At 63.7% G+C, this 22,089-nt stretch carries 16 protein-coding genes and 1 pseudogene; 7 read left to right on the top strand and 10 right to left on the bottom strand.

Annotated elements, in window-relative coordinates:
- Positions 1-21: 21 nt before the first annotated feature.
- The 6 genes from M3G19_RS04880 to M3G19_RS04855 all read right to left on the bottom strand — a co-directional run bounded on the left by M3G19_RS04880 (position 22) and on the right by M3G19_RS04855 (position 7,673).
- Complete coding sequence (locus M3G19_RS04880; protein WP_259901085.1) at positions 22-1,272, bottom strand: ABC transporter substrate-binding protein; 1,251 nt, start codon at positions 1,270-1,272, stop codon at positions 22-24.
- A 295-nt stretch (positions 1,273-1,567) separates the two neighbouring features.
- On the bottom strand, positions 1,568-2,047 hold the full coding sequence (locus tag M3G19_RS04875; protein WP_259901082.1) for a GNAT family N-acetyltransferase: 480 nt from the start codon (positions 2,045-2,047) through the stop codon (positions 1,568-1,570).
- A 153-nt stretch (positions 2,048-2,200) separates the two neighbouring features.
- The gene (locus M3G19_RS04870) at positions 2,201-3,586 is read right to left on the bottom strand and encodes an NAD-dependent succinate-semialdehyde dehydrogenase (RefSeq protein ID WP_259901081.1); all 1,386 of its coding nucleotides are present in this window, start codon (positions 3,584-3,586) and stop codon (positions 2,201-2,203) included.
- 97 nt (positions 3,587-3,683) lie between these two features.
- On the bottom strand, positions 3,684-5,237 hold the full coding sequence (locus M3G19_RS04865; protein WP_259901079.1) for an APC family permease: 1,554 nt from the start codon (positions 5,235-5,237) through the stop codon (positions 3,684-3,686).
- Complete coding sequence (locus M3G19_RS04860) at positions 5,224-6,165, bottom strand: universal stress protein (protein ID WP_259901077.1); 942 nt, start codon at positions 6,163-6,165, stop codon at positions 5,224-5,226. The genes M3G19_RS04865 and M3G19_RS04860 overlap by 14 nt, the downstream gene beginning before the upstream one ends.
- Positions 6,166-6,176: 11 nt before the next feature.
- On the bottom strand, positions 6,177-7,673 hold the full coding sequence (locus tag M3G19_RS04855) for an NAD(P)/FAD-dependent oxidoreductase (RefSeq protein WP_259901075.1): 1,497 nt from the start codon (positions 7,671-7,673) through the stop codon (positions 6,177-6,179).
- 113 nt (positions 7,674-7,786) lie between these two features.
- Here M3G19_RS04855 and M3G19_RS04850 point away from each other — a divergent pair, with 113 nt between their 5' ends.
- Positions 7,787-8,461, top strand: coding sequence for a TetR/AcrR family transcriptional regulator (locus M3G19_RS04850; protein ID WP_259901074.1), 675 nt, complete (start codon positions 7,787-7,789; stop codon positions 8,459-8,461).
- Between the two features lie 6 nt (positions 8,462-8,467).
- On the opposite strand, the gene gabT is transcribed toward M3G19_RS04850, so the two are convergent.
- Positions 8,468-9,796: a 4-aminobutyrate--2-oxoglutarate transaminase gene (gabT, locus tag M3G19_RS04845; RefSeq protein WP_259901073.1), complete on the bottom strand. Its 1,329-nt coding sequence runs from the start codon at positions 9,794-9,796 to the stop codon at positions 8,468-8,470.
- Positions 9,797-9,938: 142 nt separating this feature from the next.
- Between gabT and M3G19_RS04840 the strand changes: the two genes are divergently transcribed.
- The 3 genes from M3G19_RS04840 to M3G19_RS04830 all read left to right on the top strand — a co-directional run bounded on the left by M3G19_RS04840 (position 9,939) and on the right by M3G19_RS04830 (position 14,485).
- Positions 9,939-11,492, top strand: a complete 1,554-nt coding sequence (locus M3G19_RS04840) for a PucR family transcriptional regulator (RefSeq protein WP_259901071.1) — start codon at positions 9,939-9,941, stop codon at positions 11,490-11,492.
- Between the two features lie 153 nt (positions 11,493-11,645).
- On the top strand, positions 11,646-13,136 hold the full coding sequence (locus tag M3G19_RS04835) for an NAD-dependent succinate-semialdehyde dehydrogenase (RefSeq protein WP_396121746.1): 1,491 nt from the start codon (positions 11,646-11,648) through the stop codon (positions 13,134-13,136).
- Between the two features lie 104 nt (positions 13,137-13,240).
- Positions 13,241-14,485, top strand: coding sequence for an amino acid permease (locus M3G19_RS04830; protein ID WP_259901062.1), 1,245 nt, complete (start codon positions 13,241-13,243; stop codon positions 14,483-14,485).
- A 68-nt stretch (positions 14,486-14,553) separates the two neighbouring features.
- On the opposite strand, the gene M3G19_RS04825 is transcribed toward M3G19_RS04830, so the two are convergent.
- Positions 14,554-16,326, bottom strand: a complete 1,773-nt coding sequence (locus tag M3G19_RS04825) for an acetyl/propionyl/methylcrotonyl-CoA carboxylase subunit alpha (protein WP_259901061.1) — start codon at positions 16,324-16,326, stop codon at positions 14,554-14,556.
- A gap of 60 nt (positions 16,327-16,386) precedes the next feature.
- Entirely contained in the window at positions 16,387-17,259 is an 873-nt protein-coding gene (locus tag M3G19_RS04820) for a sulfurtransferase (RefSeq protein WP_259901060.1), read from the bottom strand.
- 277 nt (positions 17,260-17,536) lie between these two features.
- Here M3G19_RS04820 and M3G19_RS04815 point away from each other — a divergent pair, with 277 nt between their 5' ends.
- Positions 17,537-18,598, top strand: a complete 1,062-nt coding sequence (locus M3G19_RS04815) for a Cj0069 family protein (RefSeq protein WP_259901059.1) — start codon at positions 17,537-17,539, stop codon at positions 18,596-18,598.
- Between the two features lie 97 nt (positions 18,599-18,695).
- Here M3G19_RS04815 and M3G19_RS04810 read toward each other — a convergent pair.
- Positions 18,696-19,013 (bottom strand): annotated as a pseudogene (locus M3G19_RS04810) (GMC oxidoreductase); the annotation flags it as partial.
- Positions 19,014-19,175: 162 nt separating this feature from the next.
- Between M3G19_RS04810 and M3G19_RS04805 the strand changes: the two are divergent.
- Both M3G19_RS04805 and M3G19_RS04800 read left to right on the top strand, forming a co-directional pair.
- Positions 19,176-20,135 carry a DUF4282 domain-containing protein gene (locus M3G19_RS04805; protein ID WP_259901057.1) on the top strand — a complete coding sequence of 320 codons (960 nt, stop codon included), beginning with the start codon at positions 19,176-19,178 and terminating at the stop codon, positions 20,133-20,135.
- Between the two features lie 118 nt (positions 20,136-20,253).
- Complete coding sequence (locus tag M3G19_RS04800; RefSeq protein WP_259901056.1) at positions 20,254-22,065, top strand: sodium:proton antiporter; 1,812 nt, start codon at positions 20,254-20,256, stop codon at positions 22,063-22,065.
- Positions 22,066-22,089: the final 24 nt, after the last annotated feature.

The following is a 22,089-nucleotide window of genomic DNA, read 5'->3' as shown; positions in this document are numbered from 1 at the left end:
TAAACTGTTCCGCCCGCCGTTTTACTGGGCGGCTTGCTTGATCGCGGCAGACATGTCCTTGGTGGCGTCGTCGACGCTCTTATCGGCGGTCAGCGCCGCGTAGGCGTTGTCCTGGATAGCCTTGGAGATCGCCGGGTAGAACGGGGAAACCGGACGCGGCTTCGCGTTCTCGAGGGATTCCTTGAGAGCCGGCAGGTACGGCTGCTCCTTGATCAGCTCCTCGTTGTCGTAGATGGACGCGAGCACCGGCGGGAAGGATGCCTTGGCGAAGGAGAGCTGGTTCTCCTCGCTGATGATGAACTCGATGAAGTCCTTAGCGGTCGCCTTGTGCTTGGAGTTCACGTTGATGCCGTTGTTGTAGCCGCCGAGCGTGGACACGCCGACTCCGGACTCACCGACGAGCGGCTGGACTTCGAAGTTCAGGCCCTTCTCCTGCGCGTTGGCGTACATGTACGGCCAATTGATGGCGAAGGCGGTCTGGCCCTCGGTGAAGGCCAGGTTGGTCTCCTCCTCGGTGGCGGCGGTGGAGCCCTTGGCGATGGTGCCGTCCTTGTACGCGTCGACCAGTGCCTGCAGGCCAGCCTTGGCCTCGTCGGACTCGACGGTCGGCTCACCCTTGTCGTCAATCACGGTGCCGCCCCAGCCGTTGATGAAGCCGAGAGCGTTCACGGTGAGGCCCTCGTACTGCTTCAGCTGAGTGGTCAGGCAGTCGCCCTCGACGGCCTCGCAGGCGGACTTGATGTCTGCGAAGGTGTCCGGCTTGGAGTCGACCTTGTCCACGTTGCGGAAGAGCAGCTGACCGTTGGTGTTCTGCGGCAGCGCGTAGAGGGTGTCGTTGTAGGTCGCGGACTCGACGGTGGACTGCAGGAGCTTGGAGGTATCCACCTCGAAGTCGCCCTCGAGCGGCTCGAGCCACTGGTTTGCCGCGAAGTCAGCGGTCCACACGACATCGAGCGCCATCACGTCGTAGTCGGAGTTGCCTGCCTGAAGCGACTGCACGAGGGTGTCGCGCTGATCGTCGGCCTCACCGGCGAGCTCCTTCAGAGTCACCTGCTCGTCCGGGTGCTCCGCATTCCACGCATCGATGATCGGGGTCAGCTTGTCCGTGTCATTGCGGCCCATGGCGAAGGTGATGGGGCCGCGCTCGCCGGCGCCTTCCGAGCCGCCGTTGGAGCCGGAGGAATCGCTGGAGCATGCTGCGAGAGTAGTAGCGGACAGTGCGATTGCGCACAGCGCTGCGCCAGTCCGACGACGGGTTGCGTGAAGTTTCATGCGGAGACCTTTCAGATAGGAGGTTTCCCCAATCTTAAATAACGTGTGCCTTGAAACCGGGATTCAGTGAATTTTCAGTGAACAATCCTGCAGAAATGCCACGCCCGTCACCCCCGACCCGGGGGGTTTCGTTTCGGATAAGGCCCGTTTGGTCGCAGCCGTCACACGAAAAACATGTATTTCTCCCCGTCGCGCACCCCGCGGTTAGGGGGGCAGCTGCGTGCAACGCGTGCAATACGAAAACCGCCGCGGCCCGAAAGCGGGCGCACGGCGGAATATCGGCGATGGTGAGAACTTAGACCAAGTCGCGGTACATCACGTTCGGGTTTTCCTTGGTGGGGATGAAGCCGAACTTGTCGTACACGTAGCGCGCACGCTTGTTTTCAGGCATGACCTCGAGCGCAATGCGCTTCGCGCCCTGGTCGATGGCAAGCTCGCACACGGAGTGCAGTAGCACGGCACTGAGGCCGTAGCCGTGGGAGCGCTCCTCTACAGCGAGGATCAGCTCCGGCACGTCCGGGCCCAGGTTGGCCTTGCTGGTCTTGTCGCCATTTTCCCAGTAGCGCAGCCAGATGCCGCCGGCCGGGGTCTGGTCCTGGTCGTGGGCGATCCAGCCACCGTCATTCTCGGGCGACCAATCGTCGACAAAGGCCTTGACCTTCTCCTGGCCGCTGCTGAGTCGCTTGGACTCATCTCCGAACACATCTGCCAAGTAGTACAGACGACGGATGTAGGTGCGGTCCGATTCGGTGGCGGGCTTGAGTCTGAATTCCATAAACACCGATTGTAACGAAACGCACGACTAATAGACGCCACTTATGGGAGTCTAATTATCTTTAATGACATAGAAAACTGCCCCTTCGTCTCCGGCTTCCGCGGCAGCGGCAGAGACAAAGGGGCAGTGGCAGTGGTGAAGAGCGCGGGCTGCTTAGTCCTCTTCGAAGTACAGCTGCTTGTTGACGAATTCGTCCATGCCCAGCGGTCCGAGCTCGCGACCGAAGCCGGAGCGCTTCACGCCACCGAACGGAATCTCTTCGCCCTCTCCTGCGGGGGTGTTCACGTTAGCCATGCCGGAGTTGATCTGGCGGGCGATTGCCCGTGCGCGCTCCGTGTCCTGGGAGAAGACGGCGCCGCCGAGGCCGTACTGGGTGTCGTTGGCCAGCTCGAGAGCTTCCTCGTCGGAGGAAACCTTGAAGACGAGGGCGATCGGGCCGAAGAGCTCTTCGCTGTACACCGAGTTGTCCTTGCCCAAGTCGGTGATCACGGCCGGTGCATAGTAGGCGTTGTCACCGAGGCCGCCACCGGCGCGAAGCGTTGCGCCTTCCTTGACGGCGCGGGAGACCTGCTCGTCGAGACGCTCGGCGGCGTCGCGGGAAGACAGCGGGGAGTAGATGCCGTTCTCGCCGGCTTCCTCAGGCGTGCCCGGCTTTGCTTGCTCGGCGAGCTTGACCAGCTCGTCGACGAACTCGTCGTAGATGTCGTCCATGACGATCATGCGCTTATTGCCGTTGCAGACCTGGCCCATGTTGTAGATGCGGGTCTCCCATGCCAGCTCAGCGGCGGCCTTCACGTCGTCGGTGTCCAGGAGCACATAGGGGTCGTTGCCGCCGAGCTCCAAGACTGCCTTCTTCAGGTTCTTGCCTGCCGTCGCGCCGACAGCGGCACCGGCGCGCTCGGAACCGGTCAGAGAGACGCCCTGAACGCGAGGATCCTCGATCATCGTGGTGATCTGATCGTGGGAGGCGTACACGTTCTGGTACACGCCCGCGGGGACACCAGCATCCTCGACGATCTTCTGGATCGCGGCGGAGGACTCCGGACAGATCTCAGCGTGCTTGAGGATGATGGAGTTTCCGTTCATCAGGTTCGGCGCTGCGAAACGCGCGACCTGGTAGTAGGGGAAGTTCCACGGCATGATGCCCACAAGGGCACCGAGCGGGAGGTGACGGATCACAGCGGTGCCGCCATTGAAGCTCTCGATCTTCCGGTTGGCAGCGAACTCTTCGCCGTTATTCGCGTAGTAGCGGAAGATATTGGCGGACAGCTCCACCTCGTCAATGGCGTGGGGGCGCGACTTGCCCATTTCGCGGCCGATGATCTCCACGAGCTCGTCCTGACGCTCGTCGAAAAGCTCGGCGATGCGCAGCACGTACTTCTTACGCTCAGCAATGTCGAGGGCGGACCATTCTTTAAAGCCCTTTTCCGAGGCGGCGAGAACCTCCTGGATCTCATCGTCGGTAGCGGTGGGGAAGGTCGTGATGGCCTCGCCGGTGGCCGGGTTCTCTACCCGGTAGGACATATCTTTCTCAGCCATGTTTCTCCTTAATTCGTAGAGCTTTCGTTTTCTGTGTTCTTTTGTGCGGCCCAGTGTAGGGAGGCGCCCTGTGAATCAGATGTGCCTTGTGCGCTGCCTAGATGGTCAACATCTCGCCTTGATCATCGTCTTCAGCCGTGGTCCGCGGCAGGGTCTCGTTGCGGAAGAACGCCGGGTGACGTAGGCGTGTGAACAGCATGAGCACGGCGCCAAGCAGGAGGATGCCCATACCGAGCACGAACACGGTTCCCACGCCAAAGATCGAGGAGCCGGAGCCGTAGGACGGATCGATCGAGTCGAATGCGGTGACGAAGAACATCGCCAGAAGCATCGTGCCGCCGATCAACGGCAGCAAGAAGCGGAAGATGAAGCCGCGCACCGAATCCGTGATCTCCTTGCGGAAGAACCACACACAGGCAAACGCGGTGATGCCGTAGTAGAAGCAGATCATCAGACCCAAGGCAGTGATCGTGTCCCACAGTGCATTTTCCGACGCGATTCGGGTCACGGTGTAGAACCCGCCCGCCGCGATGGCGGAGGCAGCAGTAGCCACTGCCGGGGTGTGAAATTTCGGGCTAATCTGCGCGAAAATCGGCGGCAGCGCCTTGTAGAAGCCCATCGCCAGCAAGGTGCGGGCAGGACCGACCATCGTCGACTGCAGGGAGGCGAATGAACTCGCCAGCACCGAAATTGACATCAGAATCGCCCACGGTCCCATGACCGGGCTCGCCAGTGCGGCGAAGATCGATTCTTGGTTCTCCGGGTTGCCGGCGCCCAAGCCGGTGTCGCCGGTGCCTGCCCAGGCCACGACCGCGACAGCGGTGAGGACATAGACGGTGATGACCACGAGCACGGTGAGCGTGGCCGCGCGGCCCGGGGTCTTCTCCGGATCCTTCGTCTCCTCGTTCATGGTCAGGGTGACGTCCCAGCCCCAGAACATGAAGATCGACAGGGAAATGCCAGCTGCGACTGTCGAGAAGTCACCGATGGTCAGCGGATTGAACCAATCCGCCTCAACCGGGTGAAAATCGAAGCCTTTGCCGTGGTACGCGTTCCAGAGCGCCATTCCGCCGAAGAGCACGAGGGTGAACAGCTGCAAGGCGACCAGGAAGTACTGGAGTTTCTCCGTGGACTCGAGCCCGCGGTACGAGATATACGCGGCGACTGCGAGCAGCGCGATCGTCGTCGGAATATTCACCCACAGGTTGCGGGTGAGATCCGCGATCGCCTCATTTCCGGTGAGCTGGGCGAGCAGAATATAGAAGAAGTCCACGGCCACAGCTGCGAGATTCGACAGCACCAGGATCGTCGCGGTGATCAGTCCCCATCCGCCCATCCAGCCGACCCAGGGGCCGAATGCTTTCGTCGCCCACGTGAACGAGGTTCCCGAGTCGGGGACTCGGTTATTCAGCTCGCGGTAGGCGAACGCGACGAGCAGCATGGGGAAGAAACCCAGCAGGAGGATAGCGGGGACGTGGTCGCCGACTTCAGAGATCGTCGGGCCGAGACCGGATGTCAGCGTGTACGAGGGAGCGATACAGCTCACGCCGATCACGACGGCGCCGATGAGGCCGACGCGTCCTGCGATGAGGCCCTTTTCGCTTTGCGACGGCTGGTGTGCCAGGTTCTCTACCTTCTTACGCATGCTCATCACCCGCCTTATCGGACTCGTCCTTCTTTTCCAGTGCGGGAGTGATCACGAGCGGAATCGGCAGGGTACGAAGCACCTTCGCAGCGCGCGGGCCCATGAACACTCGGCTTGCAGTGGCCAGGCGCGACGACCCGGCGAGCAGGATTTCGTCGTCGTTCCACTCCAGTTCGGTGGCTGCCTCAGCGACCGTCTTTCCGGTGACGATCTCGGTGGAGGCAGACCCGGCGTCGACAAGCTGCTTTGCTTGTTCCGCGAGGTAGCGGTTCGCATTCGCCTCGATGTTTTCCAGCACCTTGTGGCTGACTTCCTGGTTGAGCGCGCCTGCGTCTTCCTGGGTGAGGAAGGAGATGAGGCGGAGCTCGCTGCCGGACTTCTTCGCTGTCTGGATCGCGGTGTCGATCAGCTCGTGCGATCCGGAGAGCGTGCCGAACATGCAGGAGATGCGGCTGATGCGCTCCGGAGCCTCGTAGCGCGGCGGTGCCAGTGCGACGGGGATCGACGACGAATGCAGCAGCGTGTTCGCCGACGACCCGATGCTGAACCGACGGAGCAGTCCGCCACCGCGGGTCCCCAGAATGATCAGGTCGCAGTCCAGCTCCTTCGCAGTGCGGTGGAGTGAGCGCGCAGCGTCGCTGCCCGACACGACCCGGCCGGTGGCGTTGATCTCGTCGGGAACTTTCGCGAGTGCGTCTTCCAGCCATGTGCTCAGCTTGCGGCTGATCACCGTCTCATGCGCCCGCGTGTGCGGGTACGTGCCGGAATGTGCCTCGGAGTGGGGGACGACCATCGCGATTTCGAGGTCGGCATTCCAACTCCGAGCCAGGCCGATGCCGAGGTTCAAGGCATCGCTGCCGGACGGAGTGGCGAGGTATCCGACCAGGATCTTCGCCGGCCCCTGGTCAGTGGGTTGTGGTGACGGCTGTGTCATATCACCTATTCCTATCCGTTATCGAGGATGGCGTTCGCAGCGCGCTCGCCCTGGCGGATAGCGCCATCGACGTGCTGGTAACCCTCGTCGGCGATATCGGAGCATGCGAAGTGGATCGGTCCGACCGGCTGGTTCTGCAGGTGGCCCCAGCGGGACAGGCCGCCCAGGTCGTAGCTGGTGGCGTAGGCACCACGGGTCCACTCCTCAGCAGCCATGTCGGAGAGGTAGAACGCGATCGGCTCCATGGTCTCCGGCCCCAGGTACTCGGCCATGGCGGACAAAATGCGCTGCTTGCGCTCTTCCTCCGGCAAGTGCCACATCTCCTCGGCGTAGACATCGGAGACGAAGCCCACGAGCGTGCCGTAGGTGTCCTCCTCGCCAGCGGTGCCACCAGCGATGTTCTGGCCGCGGTTGGTGTTGTCGTAGACCTCCTGGACCAGACGGCCGCCGCCGAAGCCGGTGCCGGACAGACCCTTGTCGCGCCAGAACGGCGTCTCGTAGATGGCGTGCACCTTGATGACCAGGCCCATGGAGATGTGCTGGTGAGCGATATGCAGGTCGCGCGGCATCGGCGGGACGTAGGAAATGCGGTTGTACAGGTTCGGCGGAACAGCGATGACGACGTTCTTGGCGCGGACGGTCACCTGCTCGGAGACGACGGTGACCTCGCCCGGCTCGCCGTTGTTCGGGATGCCGTTGCGCACGTCCGGCTTGACGTTGTTCAGGCTGTCTTCGGTGGACGGGTCAGGCTGGGCCCACTGGATCTCGCGGACCGGGGTGCCCAAGAAGACATCGTCGCCGAGCTCTGCGGCCAGGGTCTCGGAGACGGACATCATGCCGCCTTCGATACGGCGGTCGAGGATGAAGTCCTCATCCACGAGATTGGAGAAGGATCCGGCGGAGGCGGCCATCAGCACGGCCTGCAGGGCGGAGAATGTGAAGGACGGCTTGGTCAGCATGCCGGAAGCGACGTAGATGGAGATGTTGTCGATCGCCTCTTCGTCGTCGGACTGCTGCTCGAGCCAGTGACGGAAGGAGATGGAGTCGAGCTCCGCGGCCTTCGGGTGTGCCCACGGCTCCTTGGCGCCGATCTCGGCTGCCAAATCGTCGAGAATCTTGATCAGTTTGTCCATCTCGGCCTGAGTGCTGTCGGCAGCCGGAAAGACCGGGCCCTCGTACTCGTGGCGCTCACCGTTGGGGGAGAGGTAGATGGACTTGCCTTCGCGGTAACGCTGGAAGGTGGACAGGCCCAGCTCGTCGACAAGCTCGATGAGGCGGGTCTGGTCGGGGGAGATCCACTGACCGCCGAGCTCGACGAAGTGGTCGACACCGTTGTCGTCGCGCACGCGGCCGTTCCACGTGCGGCCACCAACTCGCTCGCGCGCCTCGAGGACGGCAACGGACTTGCCGGCCTTGGACAGGGTGCGTGCCGCCATCAGGCCTGCAGGGCCAGCGCCGACGACGACCACGTCGCGCTCGATTTCTGTGCGTTGTGCGCTAGGATTCATGCTTCTGCTCCTGTTCTTGAGGCCGGATGGATCCGACCGTCGCGGGTAATGAACGCCATTCATTAATGGTGTGATTCAGGATACATTCGAGTACGGGTCGAAGAAAGGGTCACATGGGAAATGAACGCGGTCGCCCCGCCGAACCCCTGGTCAGCCGCGAAAAAATTGGTTTCGCCGCACTAAGTATTGCCTCCGAACGGGGCTACGAGGCGTTGACAATGGCCGCGGTAGCTCGCGAAATCGGGGTGGCGCCCAGCGCTTTGTACAACCACATCGCGGGCAAGGGAGAGCTGCTCTACTTGCTACAGGATGCGGTCATGCAGCTTGTCGACGTCACATCGCTGCAGCAGGCCATCGCCGCAGGCGAAGGCTACCGGGAGGCGCTCGAGGTGTGGGCGCACTCTTACCGCGATGTGTTCGCCGGGCATACCCCGTTGATCCCGGTCATCGCACGGCAGCCCATCGGCGATTCGCCACGTACCCAGGAAATGTACGAGATCGTCGCTCGCGCAGTCTCTGCCGCCGGCTGCCCGCACGAGAAGGTGATGGAGCGCATCATCGCTCTCGAATCCTTCATCTATGGCTCCGCATGGGATGCCACTGCGCCAGCGGATCTCTTCGATCCTGCCGCGATTTCCCCGGAACACGCGGAGCTGCGCCGAGCGGCGGATGCCATGCGTGCCCGGGCAGCAAAAAAGGGTCAGCATGACGCTAACCCTTATGCCGACCAGCCCTTTGAAGCCGGTCTGAAAGACCTGTTGGACGGAATTACGGATCCGTCCAACTAGCTGTTATTAGGCGTTGTTGCGCACGGCCTCAGCCATGACACGCAGGCCGTCGCGGAGCAGCTCCTCCGGGATGACCAGCGACGGCAGGAGGCGGACGACGTTTCCGTCGAGGCCGCAGGTGAGGATGAGCACGCCAGCAGCCTTGCATTCGGCGGCGACCTTGGCGGTCAGCTCGGCGTTCGGCTTGCCGTCCTTGGTGACGAGCTCCATAGCGATCATCGCGCCACGGCCGCGGATCTCGGCGACCTCGTCCAGCTCGGTCAGCGGGTCGAGCTCCTCGTGGATGATCTCGGCGATCTCCTTGGCGCGCAGAGCGAGGTTGTGCTCCTTCATCTCCTCGATCGCGGCGATAGCGGCTGCGCAGGCCACCGGGTTGCCGCCGTAGGTGCCGCCCAGGCCGCCGGCCATCGGGGCGTTCATGATCTCGGCGCGGCCGGTCACGGCGGACAGCGGCATGCCGCCGGCAATGCCCTTTGCGGTAGTGACCAAGTCCGGCTCGATGCCTTCGAAGCTGGAGGAGAACCACTCGCCCGAACGGCAGAAGCCGGCCTGGATCTCGTCGGCGACGAAGACGACGTTGTTCTCGCGGCACCAGTCGACGATGGCGGGCAGGAAGCCTTCAGCAGGCTCGATGAAGCCGCCCTCGCCCTGGATCGGCTCGATGACCACGCAGGCGAGGTTCTCGGCGCCGACATTCTGCTCGAGGAAGCGGATGGTGCGCTCAGCGGCTTCCGGGCCCTTCAAGCCGTCGCGCAGCGGGTATGACATCGGAGCACGGTGCACCTCGCTGGCGAACGGTCCGAAGGTCGACTTGTACGGCTTGTTCTTCGCGGTCATGGCCATCGTCAGGTTGGTGCGGCCGTGGTAGGCGTAGTCGAATACGGCCACGCCCGTCTTGCGGGTGTGGGAACGGGCGATCTTCACGGCGTTCTCCACTGCCTCCGCGCCGGAGTTGAATAGCACGGTGCGCTTCTCGAAATCGCCTGGGGTCAACTCGTTGAGCAGCTCAGCGACCTGCAGGTAGCTCTCGTAGGGGCTGACCATGAAGCAGGTGTGAGTGAAGTGGCTGGCGGCGTCGGCGACTGCGCTCGCAACACGCTCATTGGAAGCGCCCACCGAGGTCACAGCGATGCCGGATGCGAAGTCGACGAAGGAGTTACCGTCGGCGTCGACAAGCACGCCACCGTCTGCATCGACGATGTAGCCGGGCAACCCCGGGTTCAAGGCGGAGGCGACGCTCGCTGCGCGGCGCTTGTCCAGTTCCGCGCTTGCCGGTCCCGGCAGCTCGGTTTCGATTCGACGGACCTGGGGGAGGCGGTACTCGAGATCCTGCATGGTGCGGGTTCCTTTCCAATTCAATCCAGCGGGGCTGCCCGAAAACGGACAGTGGTTCATGGCTGTAGTATCCGTCCCCCGCCCACCCTCAAAGCAACCGACACAGTGTCGATCTTCTTTGTGGAACTTCTACACTGTGTCCATGAGCAAGGATGTGCTTGACGACGCACGAAGCGGTCATCCCGAGTGGGAGACCGCCGTTGATCTGCTAGATCTCAGTTGGTTGTACGGAATCAGAGCTTTAAACCTCGTCCCGGTCGGAGACCTCAGGCGGGGGCGATTCGAGTCCGTCCAAGCCAGTGAGATTGTGGAGACCGCTGAGTTCTTCCGGCCTTTCTCTGTCATCCTCACGTTGGGCCTGCGCATTCAGCCGGACGATGAAGCAGGCATCGCTCACTACGTGGAGCAGTTGAAGGATTCCGGCGTGGCCGCGCTCGGCTTCGGCACCGGCCTCCAGCACGCCGAGATACCCGGCACGCTTGTCCAGGCGTGCGCCGAGGCAGAACTGCCGCTCTTCGAGGTGCCGCGCGCCACCGCGTTCGCCCTGATCTCCAAGGTGGTGGGGGAGGAGCACGCGCGATTGCAGGCAGTCGCGGCCAACGAGATACTCGAGGCGGCGGAAGGCCTCAACCGCGCCGCGTGGAACGGCGGTGTCGATGCGCTCGTTGGGCGCACCAGGTCCGCAGTGGGAGCCGATGTGCTGATCGGCGACAACACCGGCCGAGTCATTTCCTCGGCACCTGCGAAGCCAACGGAGCGCGCGTTGAAGGCCCTTCGTCTGGCCGTTGCCGACAACGGGCGGAGCCGCGCGTACCGGACGGAAAACCGCACCATGATCGTGCAGCGCATGCGGGCCATGGGCGGGAAGTACTTCGTCGCCGTGGTGGACTCCCCGCGCCCACTGCCGCCGCTCGCGCGCAGCGCGGTGAAGCATTTTGTGGGGTTGGCGGAGATCGTGCTGCGCGACCCGCTGGCCCTCCGCAGTGCGGAGACGCAGCTGCACGGCTCGGCCCTCGAGATGTTCCTCGAGGGGCCGGAGGCAACACCGGGGGCGGCGCGGCTGCTCGACCGCGTCGCGGATGCTGACGGCGCAGTCGTTCCCGTCGCGATCGCCGCCGCGAATAAGGCGGCGTCCAACCGCGCGCTTTCGCGTCTCGACGAAGGACTCAACCTGCGCCAAAACCCCCTCGCCCACGCGCGGCTCGCCCCCGACGGCTTCGTTTTCCTGTCCCGCCGGGCGGTCACGGAGGCGACGGCCGCCGACCTCTTCGGCGGTTTCGGCGCGCGCCTGAGGATCCTGTCCGGCCAGCGGCAACCGTGGCGCGAGCTGGGCCGCGACGATCTCCACGCTCTGCTCGAACGGGCGCAGTCATTGCCGCCCGGCACCGTCGACGAGTATCTCCCGCGCCGGCTCGACTGGGCGGAGGACACCGGGGTTCAACTCGCCCTCTCACGCCGCTACAAGGAGGTGCTCGCACCGCTTGCCGATGATGACCCGGCCCTCCTCGAGGCCGTGCAGGCCTACCTGGTGCACGGCTGCGAGATCCGCGGCGCCGCGGAGTCCCTCGGTGTGCACCGGCACACGCTGAAAGCTCGCATCGACCGCGCCGAACAGCGCTACGGGCTGCCGCTGGGCGACCCGCTCGGGCGCGCCGAGATTCTCGTGCTGCTCAGCACGTCCGGGGCGAACCGATAGCACACGGTGCCGAGGTTTTCAATGCCCCAAAACGGGGGCGTGCGGCCGGCGCTGTCTGAGTAGCCTGCGGCGGTATAGCGTTGTTCCAAAAGGAGGCTGGCGTAGGCCAGTCAGTTGAAATTCAACGAGAAACAAACCACGAAAGGCATGATCATGGCTGATTCCAACGGCACCGTCGACACCGGCAAGCTGCTTGAGTCCCTGCCCACCGGGCTGTTCATCGGCGGTGAATGGCGTGACGCGTCCACCAACGAGACATTCGATGTGGAGAACCCGGCCACCGGCGAAGTCCTGGCGACACTCCAATCTGCGAATAGCGACGACGCGGTTGCAGCGCTCGACGCTGCGGTCGAGGTGCAAAAGGACTGGGCACGCACCCCGGCCCGCGAGCGCAGCGAGATCCTGCGACGTGCGTACGATCTGGTCACCGAGCGCTCCGAGGAATTCGCCACGCTCATGACTCTGGAAATGGGCAAGCCGCTGGCGGAAGCGCGCGGTGAGGTGAAGTACGGCGCGGAATACCTGCGTTGGTTCGCCGAGGAGACCGTCCGCCAGTACGGCCGCTCCCAGGAAGTGCCGGAAGGCGGCATCCGCATGGTCACCCGGCGCAAGCCGGTGGGCCCGTGCCTGCTGATCACCCCGTGGAACTTCCCGCTGGCGATGGTGACCCGCAAGATCGCCCCGGCAGTTGCCGCTGGTTGCACGATGGTGCTTAAGCCTGCGGAACTCACTCCGCTGACCACCCAGTACTTCGTCCAGACCATGGTGGAAGCTGGCCTACCGGCCGGTGTACTCAACGTTGTCTGCGGCACCGACCCGGCAGCTATCTCCGAGCCGCTCATCGCGGACCTGCGTCTGCGCAAGGTCTCCTTCACCGGTTCAACGGCAGTGGGCAAGATCCTGATGAAGCAGGCAGCTGATTCAGTGTTGCGCACCTCCATGGAACTTGGCGGCAACGCGCCGTTCATCGTCTTCGAGGACGCGGATATTGAGCAGGCGATCACTGGCGCAATGGCAGCGAAGATGCGCAATATCGGCGAGGCCTGCACCGCGGCCAACCGCTTCCTAGTGCACAAGGACGTCGCCGACGAGTTCACCGCGAAGCTCGTCGAGGCCATGGAGGCCCTCACCGTCGGCAACGGCCTCGACGAGGGCGTCAACGTCGGCCCGCTGATCGAGGAGAAGGCACGCAAGAACGTCGCCAGCCTGGTCGAAGACGCGAAGCAGAACGGTGCCGAGGTTCTCACCGGCGGTGAGGCAATTGACGGCGACGGCTTCTTCTTCCAGCCGACCGTCCTGCGCGGCGCAAGCACCGATTCCCGCATCTTCCGCGAGGAGATCTTCGGCCCCGTCGCCTCCATCTACGAGTTCTCCGACGAGGCCGAGGCGATCGAGCTGGCTAACTCCACCGAGTACGGCCTAGCCTCCTACATCTACTCCGAGAATTCGGACCGCATGTGGCGCTTGGCCGACGGCCTGGACTTCGGCATCGTCGGCTTCAACGCCGGTGTCGTCTCCAACGCGGCAGTCCCGTTCGGCGGCGTGAAGCACTCCGGCTTGGGCCGCGAAGGCGGTGCAGAGGGCATCGACGAGTACACCGAGGTGCAGTACATCGGCGTCCGCGACCCGTACGCCAACCAGTAGAACCAGCGCGTTCCGCGCAGTTGACGACGCACGGACCGGGGTGACACCTGGGCCACATAGGACCTCAAGTGTGACCCCGGTCAAGTTGTTGCTACATTCTCGCTATGTCATCAACCACTTCTGTGCACGCGCCGTTGCGCGACGACGAATCTGCCCCTTCCGATGAAGCGGGTCACGCCCTCGGTTTCTGGAAGGGCGTAGCCCTGATCTTTGGCACCAACATTGGGGCCGGAATTCTCTCCCTGCCGTACGCGGCCCGCAACGGCGGCTTCCTCGCTCTAGTGGTGGCGCTCGCGATCGCAGGCACCCTGACCACTATTTCCATGCTCTACGTCGCGGAAGTCTCCCTCCGGACAAAAGAGCCGCTCCAGTTGTCCGGCTTGGCGGAGAAGTACCTGGGCCAGACCGGCCGCTTCCTCGTCTTCACCGCGATCATGGTCAACAGCGTCGGTGCATTGATTGCGTACGCATCCGGCTCCGGCAAACTCATGCACAACCTGTTTAACCTGCCTTCCTTGGCGGGCACCTTGATCTTCTATGCCCTGGGTGCCTTCATCATGTGGAAGGGTCTGCAAGCCACAGGGAAGGTGGAAGGACTGATCACCAGCGGCATGGCGATCATCATCTTCACGCTGGTGGTGTGGACAATCGCCGGTCCCGGCATTGAGCCCGCGAACCTTTGGGTGCTCAAGCCCTACTTCATCATCCCGATCATGAATCTGGCCGTGTTCACATTCCTGGCCCAGTACGTGGTGCCGGAGATGGCGCGCGGCATGGCAGCCACCAAGCCGGAAATGCTGCCGAAAGCGATCATCGCGGGCATGTGCATCACCGCGTTCACCCTCGCGGCTGTGCCGTTCGCGGCGCTCGGCCTGCTGGGCACCGAGGTGACTGAGGTGGTCACCATCGCCTGGGGCGAGAAACTCGGGACTGCGGCTTACTACATGGCCAACTTGTTCGCGCTGCTGGCCATGTTCACGTCCTTCTTGGCCATCGGCTTCACAGCGATGCGCAACGTGCTGGACATCTTCCACTGGCCGGAACACGGGTGGCAGCGTCTCGCCGCAACTGGACTGACGGTGCTTCCGCCTCTCGTGATCGCCGTGGCGGGCCTTGGCGGCTTCGTCTCCGCGCTGACGTACGCCGGCGGCTTCGCAGGTGCCATAATGTCGGTCGTTCCCGTGTTGCTGCTTCGCCGCTCCCGGGCGAACGGGGATCAGGCTCCGGTGTGGCAGGTGCGCGGAGTAGACAACACCGTCATCCAGGCGCTCATCATCGTCGTCTACGTGGCGGCGTTCATCTACTCGATTATTTCGCTGCTGGGGCTTGTCCCGGCTGGCTGGGCATAAGGAAACCCCCGGGGGAGGAGCCCCAGCTTTCCCCCGGGGAGCGGTGCGACCCGTACGCCAACCAGTAGTTAGCGGATTTCAAGGAGCACGGCGGTCTTATTCACCTGATCGCCCTGCTCAACAGCGAGCCCCTTCACGGTGCCGGACTTGTGCGCCTTGACGGGGTTTTCCATCTTCATGGCCTCGAGCACGAGGAGGATATCGCCCTCGTTGACGGTGTCGCCCTCGGCGACGTTCACCTTGACCACCGTGCCTTGCATCGGGGCGGGCACGGCATCGCCGGACAAGGCTGCTGCGGAATTGCGGCGCTTCTTGGCCTTGCGCTTGCCGCTGCCGCCGATCACGAGTGAAGCAGGAAGAGCGACCTCGACGCGACGGCCGTCGATCTCCACGGCGTAGGTGCGCTTGGCGCCCGGCTCGTCGCCTTCTTCCTCATCATCGGTGTACGGCGGGATCTCGGCGGTGAACTCCTCCTCGATCCAGCGGGTGTAGACGTCGAAGCCATTCTCGTCGCCGATGAAGGCCGGGTCGTTCAGCACTGCGCGGTGGAAGGGGATCACAGTGGGCAGGCCGTCGACGATGAACTCGTCGAGAGCACGGCGGGCGCGTTGGATGGCTTCCTCGCGGGTCTCGCCGGTGACAATGAGCTTGGCCAGCATGGAGTCAAACTGGCCGCCGATCACATTGCCGGTGCGCACGCCGGAGTCGACGCGGATGCCGGTGCCGGCGGGCTCGACATAGCGGGAGATCGTGCCCGGTGCCGGCATGAAGTTCATGCCCGGGTCCTCGCCGTTGATGCGGAACTCGATGGAGTGGCCGCGCGGGGCCGGGTCCTCGGTGTGGCGCAGCTTCTCGCCGTTCGCGATACGGAATTGCTCGCGCACCAAGTCGATGCCGGCGGTCTCCTCGGTGACCGGGTGCTCGACCTGCAGGCGGGTGTTGACCTCCAGGAAGGAGATGATGCCCTCCGGGTTCTGCTCGTCGGCAGGGCTGACCAGGTATTCGACGGTGCCAGCACCGTGGTAGCCGGCTTCTTTCACAATGGCCTTGGCAGAGGAGTGAATCGCCTCGCGCTGAGCAGCGGACAAAAACGGGGCAGGAGCTTCCTCCACGAGCTTCTGGAAGCGGCGCTGCAGGGTGCAGTCGCGGGTGCCGGCGACGACGACGTTGCCGTGGACGTCGGCGATCACCTGTGCTTCCACGTGGCGGGCGCGGTCGAGGTAGCGCTCGACGAAGCACTCGCCGCGGCCGAATGCGGTGACAGCCTCGCGGGTCGCGGACTCGAACAGCTCCGGGATCTCCTCGCGTGTGTGAGCGACCTTCATGCCGCGGCCGCCGCCACCGTATGCGGCTTTGATGGCCACGGGCAGGCCGTGCTCGTCAGCGAAGGCGATGACCTCGTCGGCGGAGCTCACCGGCTCCTTGGTGCCCGGCGCCATCGGTGCGTCGACCTTTTCCGCGATGCGGCGGGCCTCCACCTTGTCGCCGAGCAGGGCGATCGCCTCAGGCGAGGGGCCGATCCACGTCAGACCCTCGTCGATCACGCGGCGCGCGAAGTCAGCGTTTTCTGACAGAAATCCGTAGCCCGGGTGAATCGCGTCCGCGCCGGAGGCTTTCGCCGCACCGATGATCTTGTCGAAGTTCAGGTAGGAATCTGCGGCGGTGTTTCCGCCAAGCGCGAATGCCTCGTCGGCAAGCTCCACGAACGGACTGTCCGTGTCCGGTTCGGCATAGACGGCCACCGACGCAATGCCAGCGTCTTTGGCGGCACGGATGACGCGCACGGCGATCTCGCCGCGGTTAGCAATGAGAACCTTGGAGATGGTCGACGGTGAAGACACTCTCTACAACGCTTCCTGATCGGTGTGAATAATTCGTGGAGTCAGATTTCAAGAACTCTACTAGTTCCTATCGATCGGCATTCGCACCATGTTTCCCCACTCGTACCAAGAACCGTCGTAGAGGGAAACATTTTCCAGGCCGAGGGCGTAGCGGAGGATGTACCACGTGTGCGCGGCGGACTGGCCGTTGCCGGAATACGTGATCACCGGGGCATCCTCCGGAACACCAGAATACGCAGCAGCGATGGAGGCGTGGTCCTTCACGCGGCCGTTCGGGTACACCGCATCGCCCCACGGGTGGTTCACCGCGCCCGGAATGTGGCCGTGGCGCAGAACAGGGGAGACGCGCAGCCGGTCCGTCTCCAGCTCGTTTTCGGAGCCGGAGAAGAATTCCGGACCGCGGACGTCGATAAGCAAGCTCTTGTCGTCGCGGTCGCGCACCTCGTCCACGAACGTGCGCCACGGCTTATCCTCGCGCTCCACGACTGGGTAGTTCTGCGACGGGTACTCCGGAACCGCAAAGGAGGTGTCGCGCTCCTCGCCCATCCACGCGTCGCGCCCGCCGTCGAGAATGCGCACGTCCGGGTGGCCGAACAGCTCGAAGACCCACGCCGTGTACGCCGCCCACCAATTGTTGTGGTCGCCGTAAATGACCACCGTGTCGTCGCGGCCGATGCCGCGGGCGTTCATCAATTCAGCGAATGCCTCGCCGTCGATGAAATCGCGCACCACCTCATCGTTGAGGTCCTTGTGCCAGTCAATGCGCACCGCGCCCGGGATGTGGCCGATGTCGTAGAGGAACGCGTCCTCGTCCGACTCCACCACGCGCAGGCCCTCGACGCCCAAGCGGGCGGACAGCCAGGAAGCGGACACGAACTTTTCCGGATGCGCGAAGTCCTGGAACAGCGGGAACGGATCAGCGGGAATTCCCATGCAAATAACCTCTTCGTGCAGGCGTACGGCGAAAATGAATATCGGGGTAAATGTGGCTACACGTTTCGTGTGGCCGGTCACCGCCAACACTACCTGTGAACCCCTGGGGACTGGTCAAGTAAATGTGAAGTTTCGAGCGTGTGAACTTAATTACTATCCATTTCACTTGCACGGCGGGACCGTGAAAAACACCTTAATCTCAAAGTGGGAACCTCCGGGAAATTGGGACTGGGTGTTCCTCTCCGCATTGAAAGCACTTATCTTAAGGGGATTCACCGTGCACAAGGCAATCGTCGTCTTCGAGGTCGAAGGCGGTTCCGACAAGTACTTCGACGGGCACCGTAAGGACACCATGCCCATCGTCAACGCCATCAAGGAGAAGGGCTGGAACTCGGAAGTCGTGTTCTTCCGCCCCGAGTGGTCCGACGACATCTTCGAGTACGTCTCCAATAACTTCGACGCCTACATCTCCCGCGTGAACCCGGGCAATATCCCGGGCGGCGAAAAGGGCTACTTCGACCTGCTCACCCGCCTGTCCGAGGCTGGCCTCGTCGGCATGTCCACCCCGGAGGAGATGGTCTCCTATGGTGCGAAGGACGCACTGGTGAAGCTGAACAAGACCGACCTGGTCCCGGAGGACACCGCCGCGTACTACGACGTCGAGTCCTTCCACGACACCTTCCCGACCTCCCTGTCCTACGGCGAGCGTGTGCTCAAGCAGAACCGCGGCTCCACCGGCTCCGGCATCTGGCGCGTCCGCCTCGCCGACGAGTCCGTCGTCGAGTCCGTCGAGCCGGGCACCGCGCTGCCGCTGGACACCAAGCTCAAGTGCACCGAGGCCGTGGACAACCACACCGAGGACCGCGAGCTGGGCGAGTTCATGGACTTCTGTGACCAGTACATCGTCGGCGACAACGGCATGCTCGTGGACATGCGCTTCATGCCGCGCATCGTCGAGGGCGAGATCCGCATCCTGCTCGTCGGCCCGCACCCGGTCTTCGTCGTGCACAAGAAGCCGGCCGAGGGCGGCGACGCATTCTCCGCCACCCTGTTTTCCGGCGCGAAGTACACCTACCAGAAGCCGGAGGAGTGGCAGGAGCTCGTCGACATGTTCGCCGAGGCTCGCCCGGTCATCGCCGAGAACCTCGGTGGCGACAACATCCCGCTGATCTGGACCGCCGACTTCATGCTTGCCGACGATGATGAGACCGGCGAGGACACCTACGTCCTCGGCGAGATCAACTGCTCCTGCGTCGGCTTCACCTCCGAGCTGGACATGGGCATCCAGGAAATGGTCGCTGAGGAGGCCATCGGCCGTGTCGAGGCGAAGCACGCCTAAGGCGGCTAGCTCCTAGCTGACAAGAGCCCCGGGCTCTTCCTCCCTTAGATGGTGTGGGGGAAGCCCGGGGCTCTTGTGCGTGTCCGGTCGGCGGGGGCTATGCCTCGCCGGCGATCAGCTGAGCGGCGCGCTCACCGATGACGTAGCAGGTGATATTCGGGTTGATGGCCACGATCTGCGGTATCACCGAGGCGTCGGCGACGCGGAGACCCTTGACGCCCTTGACGCGCAGCTGCGGGTCGAGCGGGGACATCTCGTCGTCGTCGGAACCCATGCGCACGGTGCCCACCGGGTGGTAGACGGTGTTGTGGGTCTTGGAGATGTAGTCGGCGATCTCCTCGTCGGTCTGCGGGTAGCCCTGGCAGGCGGTGTGCATTTCGAACGGGGTGCAGCCGTAGTGCGTCATCAGGTCCGGCTCACTGTTGCTCTTTCATATTCATTTGGGAAACGGAAAAAGACTGGTGTTTCGTGCCGAAAAAGGGCACAAGTCCACCACGATAGCGATAAGACGAGCGCTTATCCGTGCTGAACCGTAGACTGTCTTAGGTCTGACCGCGAAATTTGAAAAGGATTGCACATGTCTACTCCGTACAACCCTGAAAATTCCTCGAACCCGGATTACGGCTCCACCCCGGATTACGGTTCGACTCCGTCGTCCTCTGGTGCGGAGAACACCGGCTCCGGCGCCCACAGCGCCCCGGGTAACTACGGGTCCTCCGATTCCTTCGGTTCCTACGGCGCATCGTCTGCCGGTGCTTCCAACTCCGGCTTCGGCGCGTCCAACAACTCTGGCTTCGGTGCATCCAGCCCCGGCTCCACCGGCGCTGCTTCCACCGGCCAGAACACCACATCCACCGGTGCAGCCAACACCAACTCCGGCTTCGGTGCGTCCAACAACTCTGGCTTCGGTGCATCCCACTCCGGCTCCACCGGCGCTGCTTCCACCGGCCAGAACACCACATCCACCGGTGCAGCCAACACCAACTCCGGCTTCGGCTCCTACGGTGCGACCGACTCCAGCAACGCTTCGGCCGCAACTGGCAGCTTCGCACAGACCTCCCAGCAGCCGAACTACGGCGACCAGTACGGTCAGCAGCAGTACGGCCAGACGCAGAGCAGCCAGGCACAGGGCGCTCAGTTCGGTCAGGGCCAGGCTCAGAACCAAAACTTCGGTGCTGGCGCTTTCCCGCAGGACGCACAGGCTGCTGTGGGCAAGAAGAAGGACGGCTTCTTCGGTGCTCTCTTCGACTTTGAGTTCCGCCGCTTTGTCACCATTGACTTTGTCAAGATCATCTACATCATCTACCTGGTCTTCGCTGCCCTCATGTGGGTCGGCGGCCTGATCGCCGCGTTCGGCGGCTTCTCTAAGGGCGCGGGCATCGGTCTGCTGATGCTCATCGGTTGGCTGATCTTCGGCACCCTCTGGGCGCTGCTCCAGGTCGTGATTTCGCGTGTGATGCTCGAGGTCCTCGTCTCGGTGATCCGTATCGCGCAGAACACCACCGAGCTGGTGGATCAGGGCGAGGCACGGAAGTAGCAGCCTTGCGCTGAACCGCAGCGCATCAAACCGAGCCGCCCCGCACCCCCGTAAGGACAAACAGTCCGCTCACGGGGGAGCGGGGCGGTTTTCGTGTGCGCCACTAGAATTTGTGACCGTGACGTTCATCATCTTGCTCATCGTGATCATGCTGTCGGTCATCGCGCTCGCGGAACCGTTGGGGGAGCGCATCGGGGTGGTCGCTCCAGTACTTCTGCTTGTCCTCAGCGCGGCGGTGGCATTCGTGCCGCAGGTGCCGGAGGTGGTCATCGACCCGGAGATCATTCTGGAGTTGATCCTGCCGCCGCTGCTGTTCGCGACGGCGATGCGCATGCCGGTGCACGATTTCCGCCGGAATTTCAGTTCGATCTTCCTGTTGGCGGTCGTGCTCGTGGTGCTCACGGCAGTGTCGGTGGGCTGGGTGATCCATCTGATCGTCCCGGCGATCCCGCTGCCGATCGCGATCGCGGTGGGTGCCGTGGTCAGCCCGTCGGACGCGGTGGCTGTGGGCATTGTGAAGAAGGCGGGTGTGAATAGGCGCATCATCGCGATCCTGGACGGCGAGGGCTTGATCAACGATGCCTCCGCACTGGTCACCCTTGGCACGGCGCTGCTGGCGGCGCGGTCGAAGGTGACGGCGGGGGAGGTGCTGGCCAACTTCTTCTGGGCGGTGGCCGGCGCGGTGATCGTGGGCCTGCTCGTCGGTTACGGCGCGATGTTCCTGCGCCGGTTCGTCCACCATCCGACATCGAACACGGTGCTCTCGCTGGCCATCCCGTTCGCGGCGTTCCTCCCCACGGAGGAGATCGGCGCGTCGGGCCTGGTGGGCACGGTCGTGGCCGGTCTCGTGGTGGCGCGAAAGAGCGTGGGGGTGCTGGGGCCGTCGGTGCGCATGTCCGACGCGCAGACTTGGGACACGCTCGGCCTCGTCCTGGAGTCGCTGGTCTTCGTGCTGATGGGATTGCAGATGCCGCACCTGATTGACGACGCACGGGCATCCGGCTACACGTTCATGATGTCGTTCACCGTGGCCATGGCGTGCTGGGCGACGGTGCTCGTCGTGCGCACGCTGACGGTCACCCCGATGATGTACGTGATGCGCTCGCAGGCGGAGCGCACGCTGAAGCGCATGGAGCGCCTCGACGTTCTCGATAGCCACATCCAGGAAGTCTCCGCCGACCCGCGGATGCAGGACGAGCGTGCGCAGCGGCGCCTCAGCTCAGCGCAGCAGACGGTCAGCCGCCGCTACGGTGATGCGCGCTATTTCGCGGAGAAATCGCTCGGTTTCCGCGCCGGCTCCGTCATCGTGTGGGCGGGCATGCGCGGCGCGATCACTCTGGCCGCGGCGCAGACGCTTCCGCACGACACGGAGGGACGCGGTTTCCTCGTGCTCGTCGCGTTCATCGTCGCGGGTGCGTCGCTCATTGTCCAGGGCGGCACACTGGGCTTGCTTGTCGACGTAGTCAACCCCGGCCAGGACGAGCCGAGTTCGTGGGAGGAACGCCAGCGTCAGCGCACGCTGCTCCGCGACGCGGCGACTGCCGTGCCGGTTCCGGCGGATTTGGAGCGCGCTTTGCGCTACGGCGGCCTGTCGGAGGAGGAGATTCACGCGGCGAAGGTCGAGGACCTACTCGGCGTGCTCCGCAATCCACACGGTTTCAGCGCGGCCGCCGACGAGGAGGAAGAGGTGGACCTCAAGGCGATTCCGCAGCAGCTCGCGGACTACGGCATCGCGCGCGTGAAGGCCCAGCGCGAGGCACTCGTCGCGGACCGCGACGCCGGGCGTATCGACGCCGACGATTTCTCCTACCAGCTCCGCCGCCTCGACGGTGCTCAACTGTCCATCGAGGCCCAGTCGGAGAGCTTCCTGCGCACGGGCATCATGGGCGGCAACGAACCAGCCCGGGAGGGGGAGGAGGTCAGCGGTTAGGATCATCCGCCGAAGGCGAGTGCC

Source organism: Corynebacterium sp. p3-SID1194 (assembly GCF_025144155.1).
Classification (GTDB): Bacteria; Actinomycetota; Actinomycetes; order Mycobacteriales; family Mycobacteriaceae; genus Corynebacterium.
The sequence above is the reverse complement of the archived record's forward strand: the minus strand, read 5'-3'. Positions and strand labels throughout refer to the sequence as shown.

Excerpts from the sequence above, each read along its gene's own strand:
- M3G19_RS04850 (WP_259901074.1), top strand. The coding sequence starts at position 7,787 with ATGGGAAATGAACGCGGTCGCCCCGCCGAACCCCTGGTCAGCCGCGAA.
- M3G19_RS04880 (WP_259901085.1), bottom strand. The coding sequence starts at position 1,272 with ATGAAACTTCACGCAACCCGTCGTCGGACTGGCGCAGCGCTGTGCGCA.
- M3G19_RS04835 (WP_396121746.1), top strand. The coding sequence starts at position 11,646 with ATGGCTGATTCCAACGGCACCGTCGACACCGGCAAGCTGCTTGAGTCC.
- M3G19_RS04865 (WP_259901079.1), bottom strand. The coding sequence starts at position 5,237 with ATGAGCATGCGTAAGAAGGTAGAGAACCTGGCACACCAGCCGTCGCAA.
- M3G19_RS04805 (WP_259901057.1), top strand. The coding sequence starts at position 19,176 with ATGTCTACTCCGTACAACCCTGAAAATTCCTCGAACCCGGATTACGGC.
- M3G19_RS04830 (WP_259901062.1), top strand. The coding sequence starts at position 13,241 with ATGTCATCAACCACTTCTGTGCACGCGCCGTTGCGCGACGACGAATCT.
- gabT (WP_259901073.1), bottom strand. The coding sequence starts at position 9,796 with ATGCAGGATCTCGAGTACCGCCTCCCCCAGGTCCGTCGAATCGAAACC.
- M3G19_RS04855 (WP_259901075.1), bottom strand. The coding sequence starts at position 7,673 with ATGAATCCTAGCGCACAACGCACAGAAATCGAGCGCGACGTGGTCGTC.
- M3G19_RS04840 (WP_259901071.1), top strand. The coding sequence starts at position 9,939 with ATGAGCAAGGATGTGCTTGACGACGCACGAAGCGGTCATCCCGAGTGG.
- M3G19_RS04860 (WP_259901077.1), bottom strand. The coding sequence starts at position 6,165 with ATGACACAGCCGTCACCACAACCCACTGACCAGGGGCCGGCGAAGATC.
- M3G19_RS04820 (WP_259901060.1), bottom strand. The coding sequence starts at position 17,259 with ATGGGAATTCCCGCTGATCCGTTCCCGCTGTTCCAGGACTTCGCGCAT.
- M3G19_RS04870 (WP_259901081.1), bottom strand. The coding sequence starts at position 3,586 with ATGGCTGAGAAAGATATGTCCTACCGGGTAGAGAACCCGGCCACCGGC.
- M3G19_RS04875 (WP_259901082.1), bottom strand. The coding sequence starts at position 2,047 with ATGGAATTCAGACTCAAGCCCGCCACCGAATCGGACCGCACCTACATC.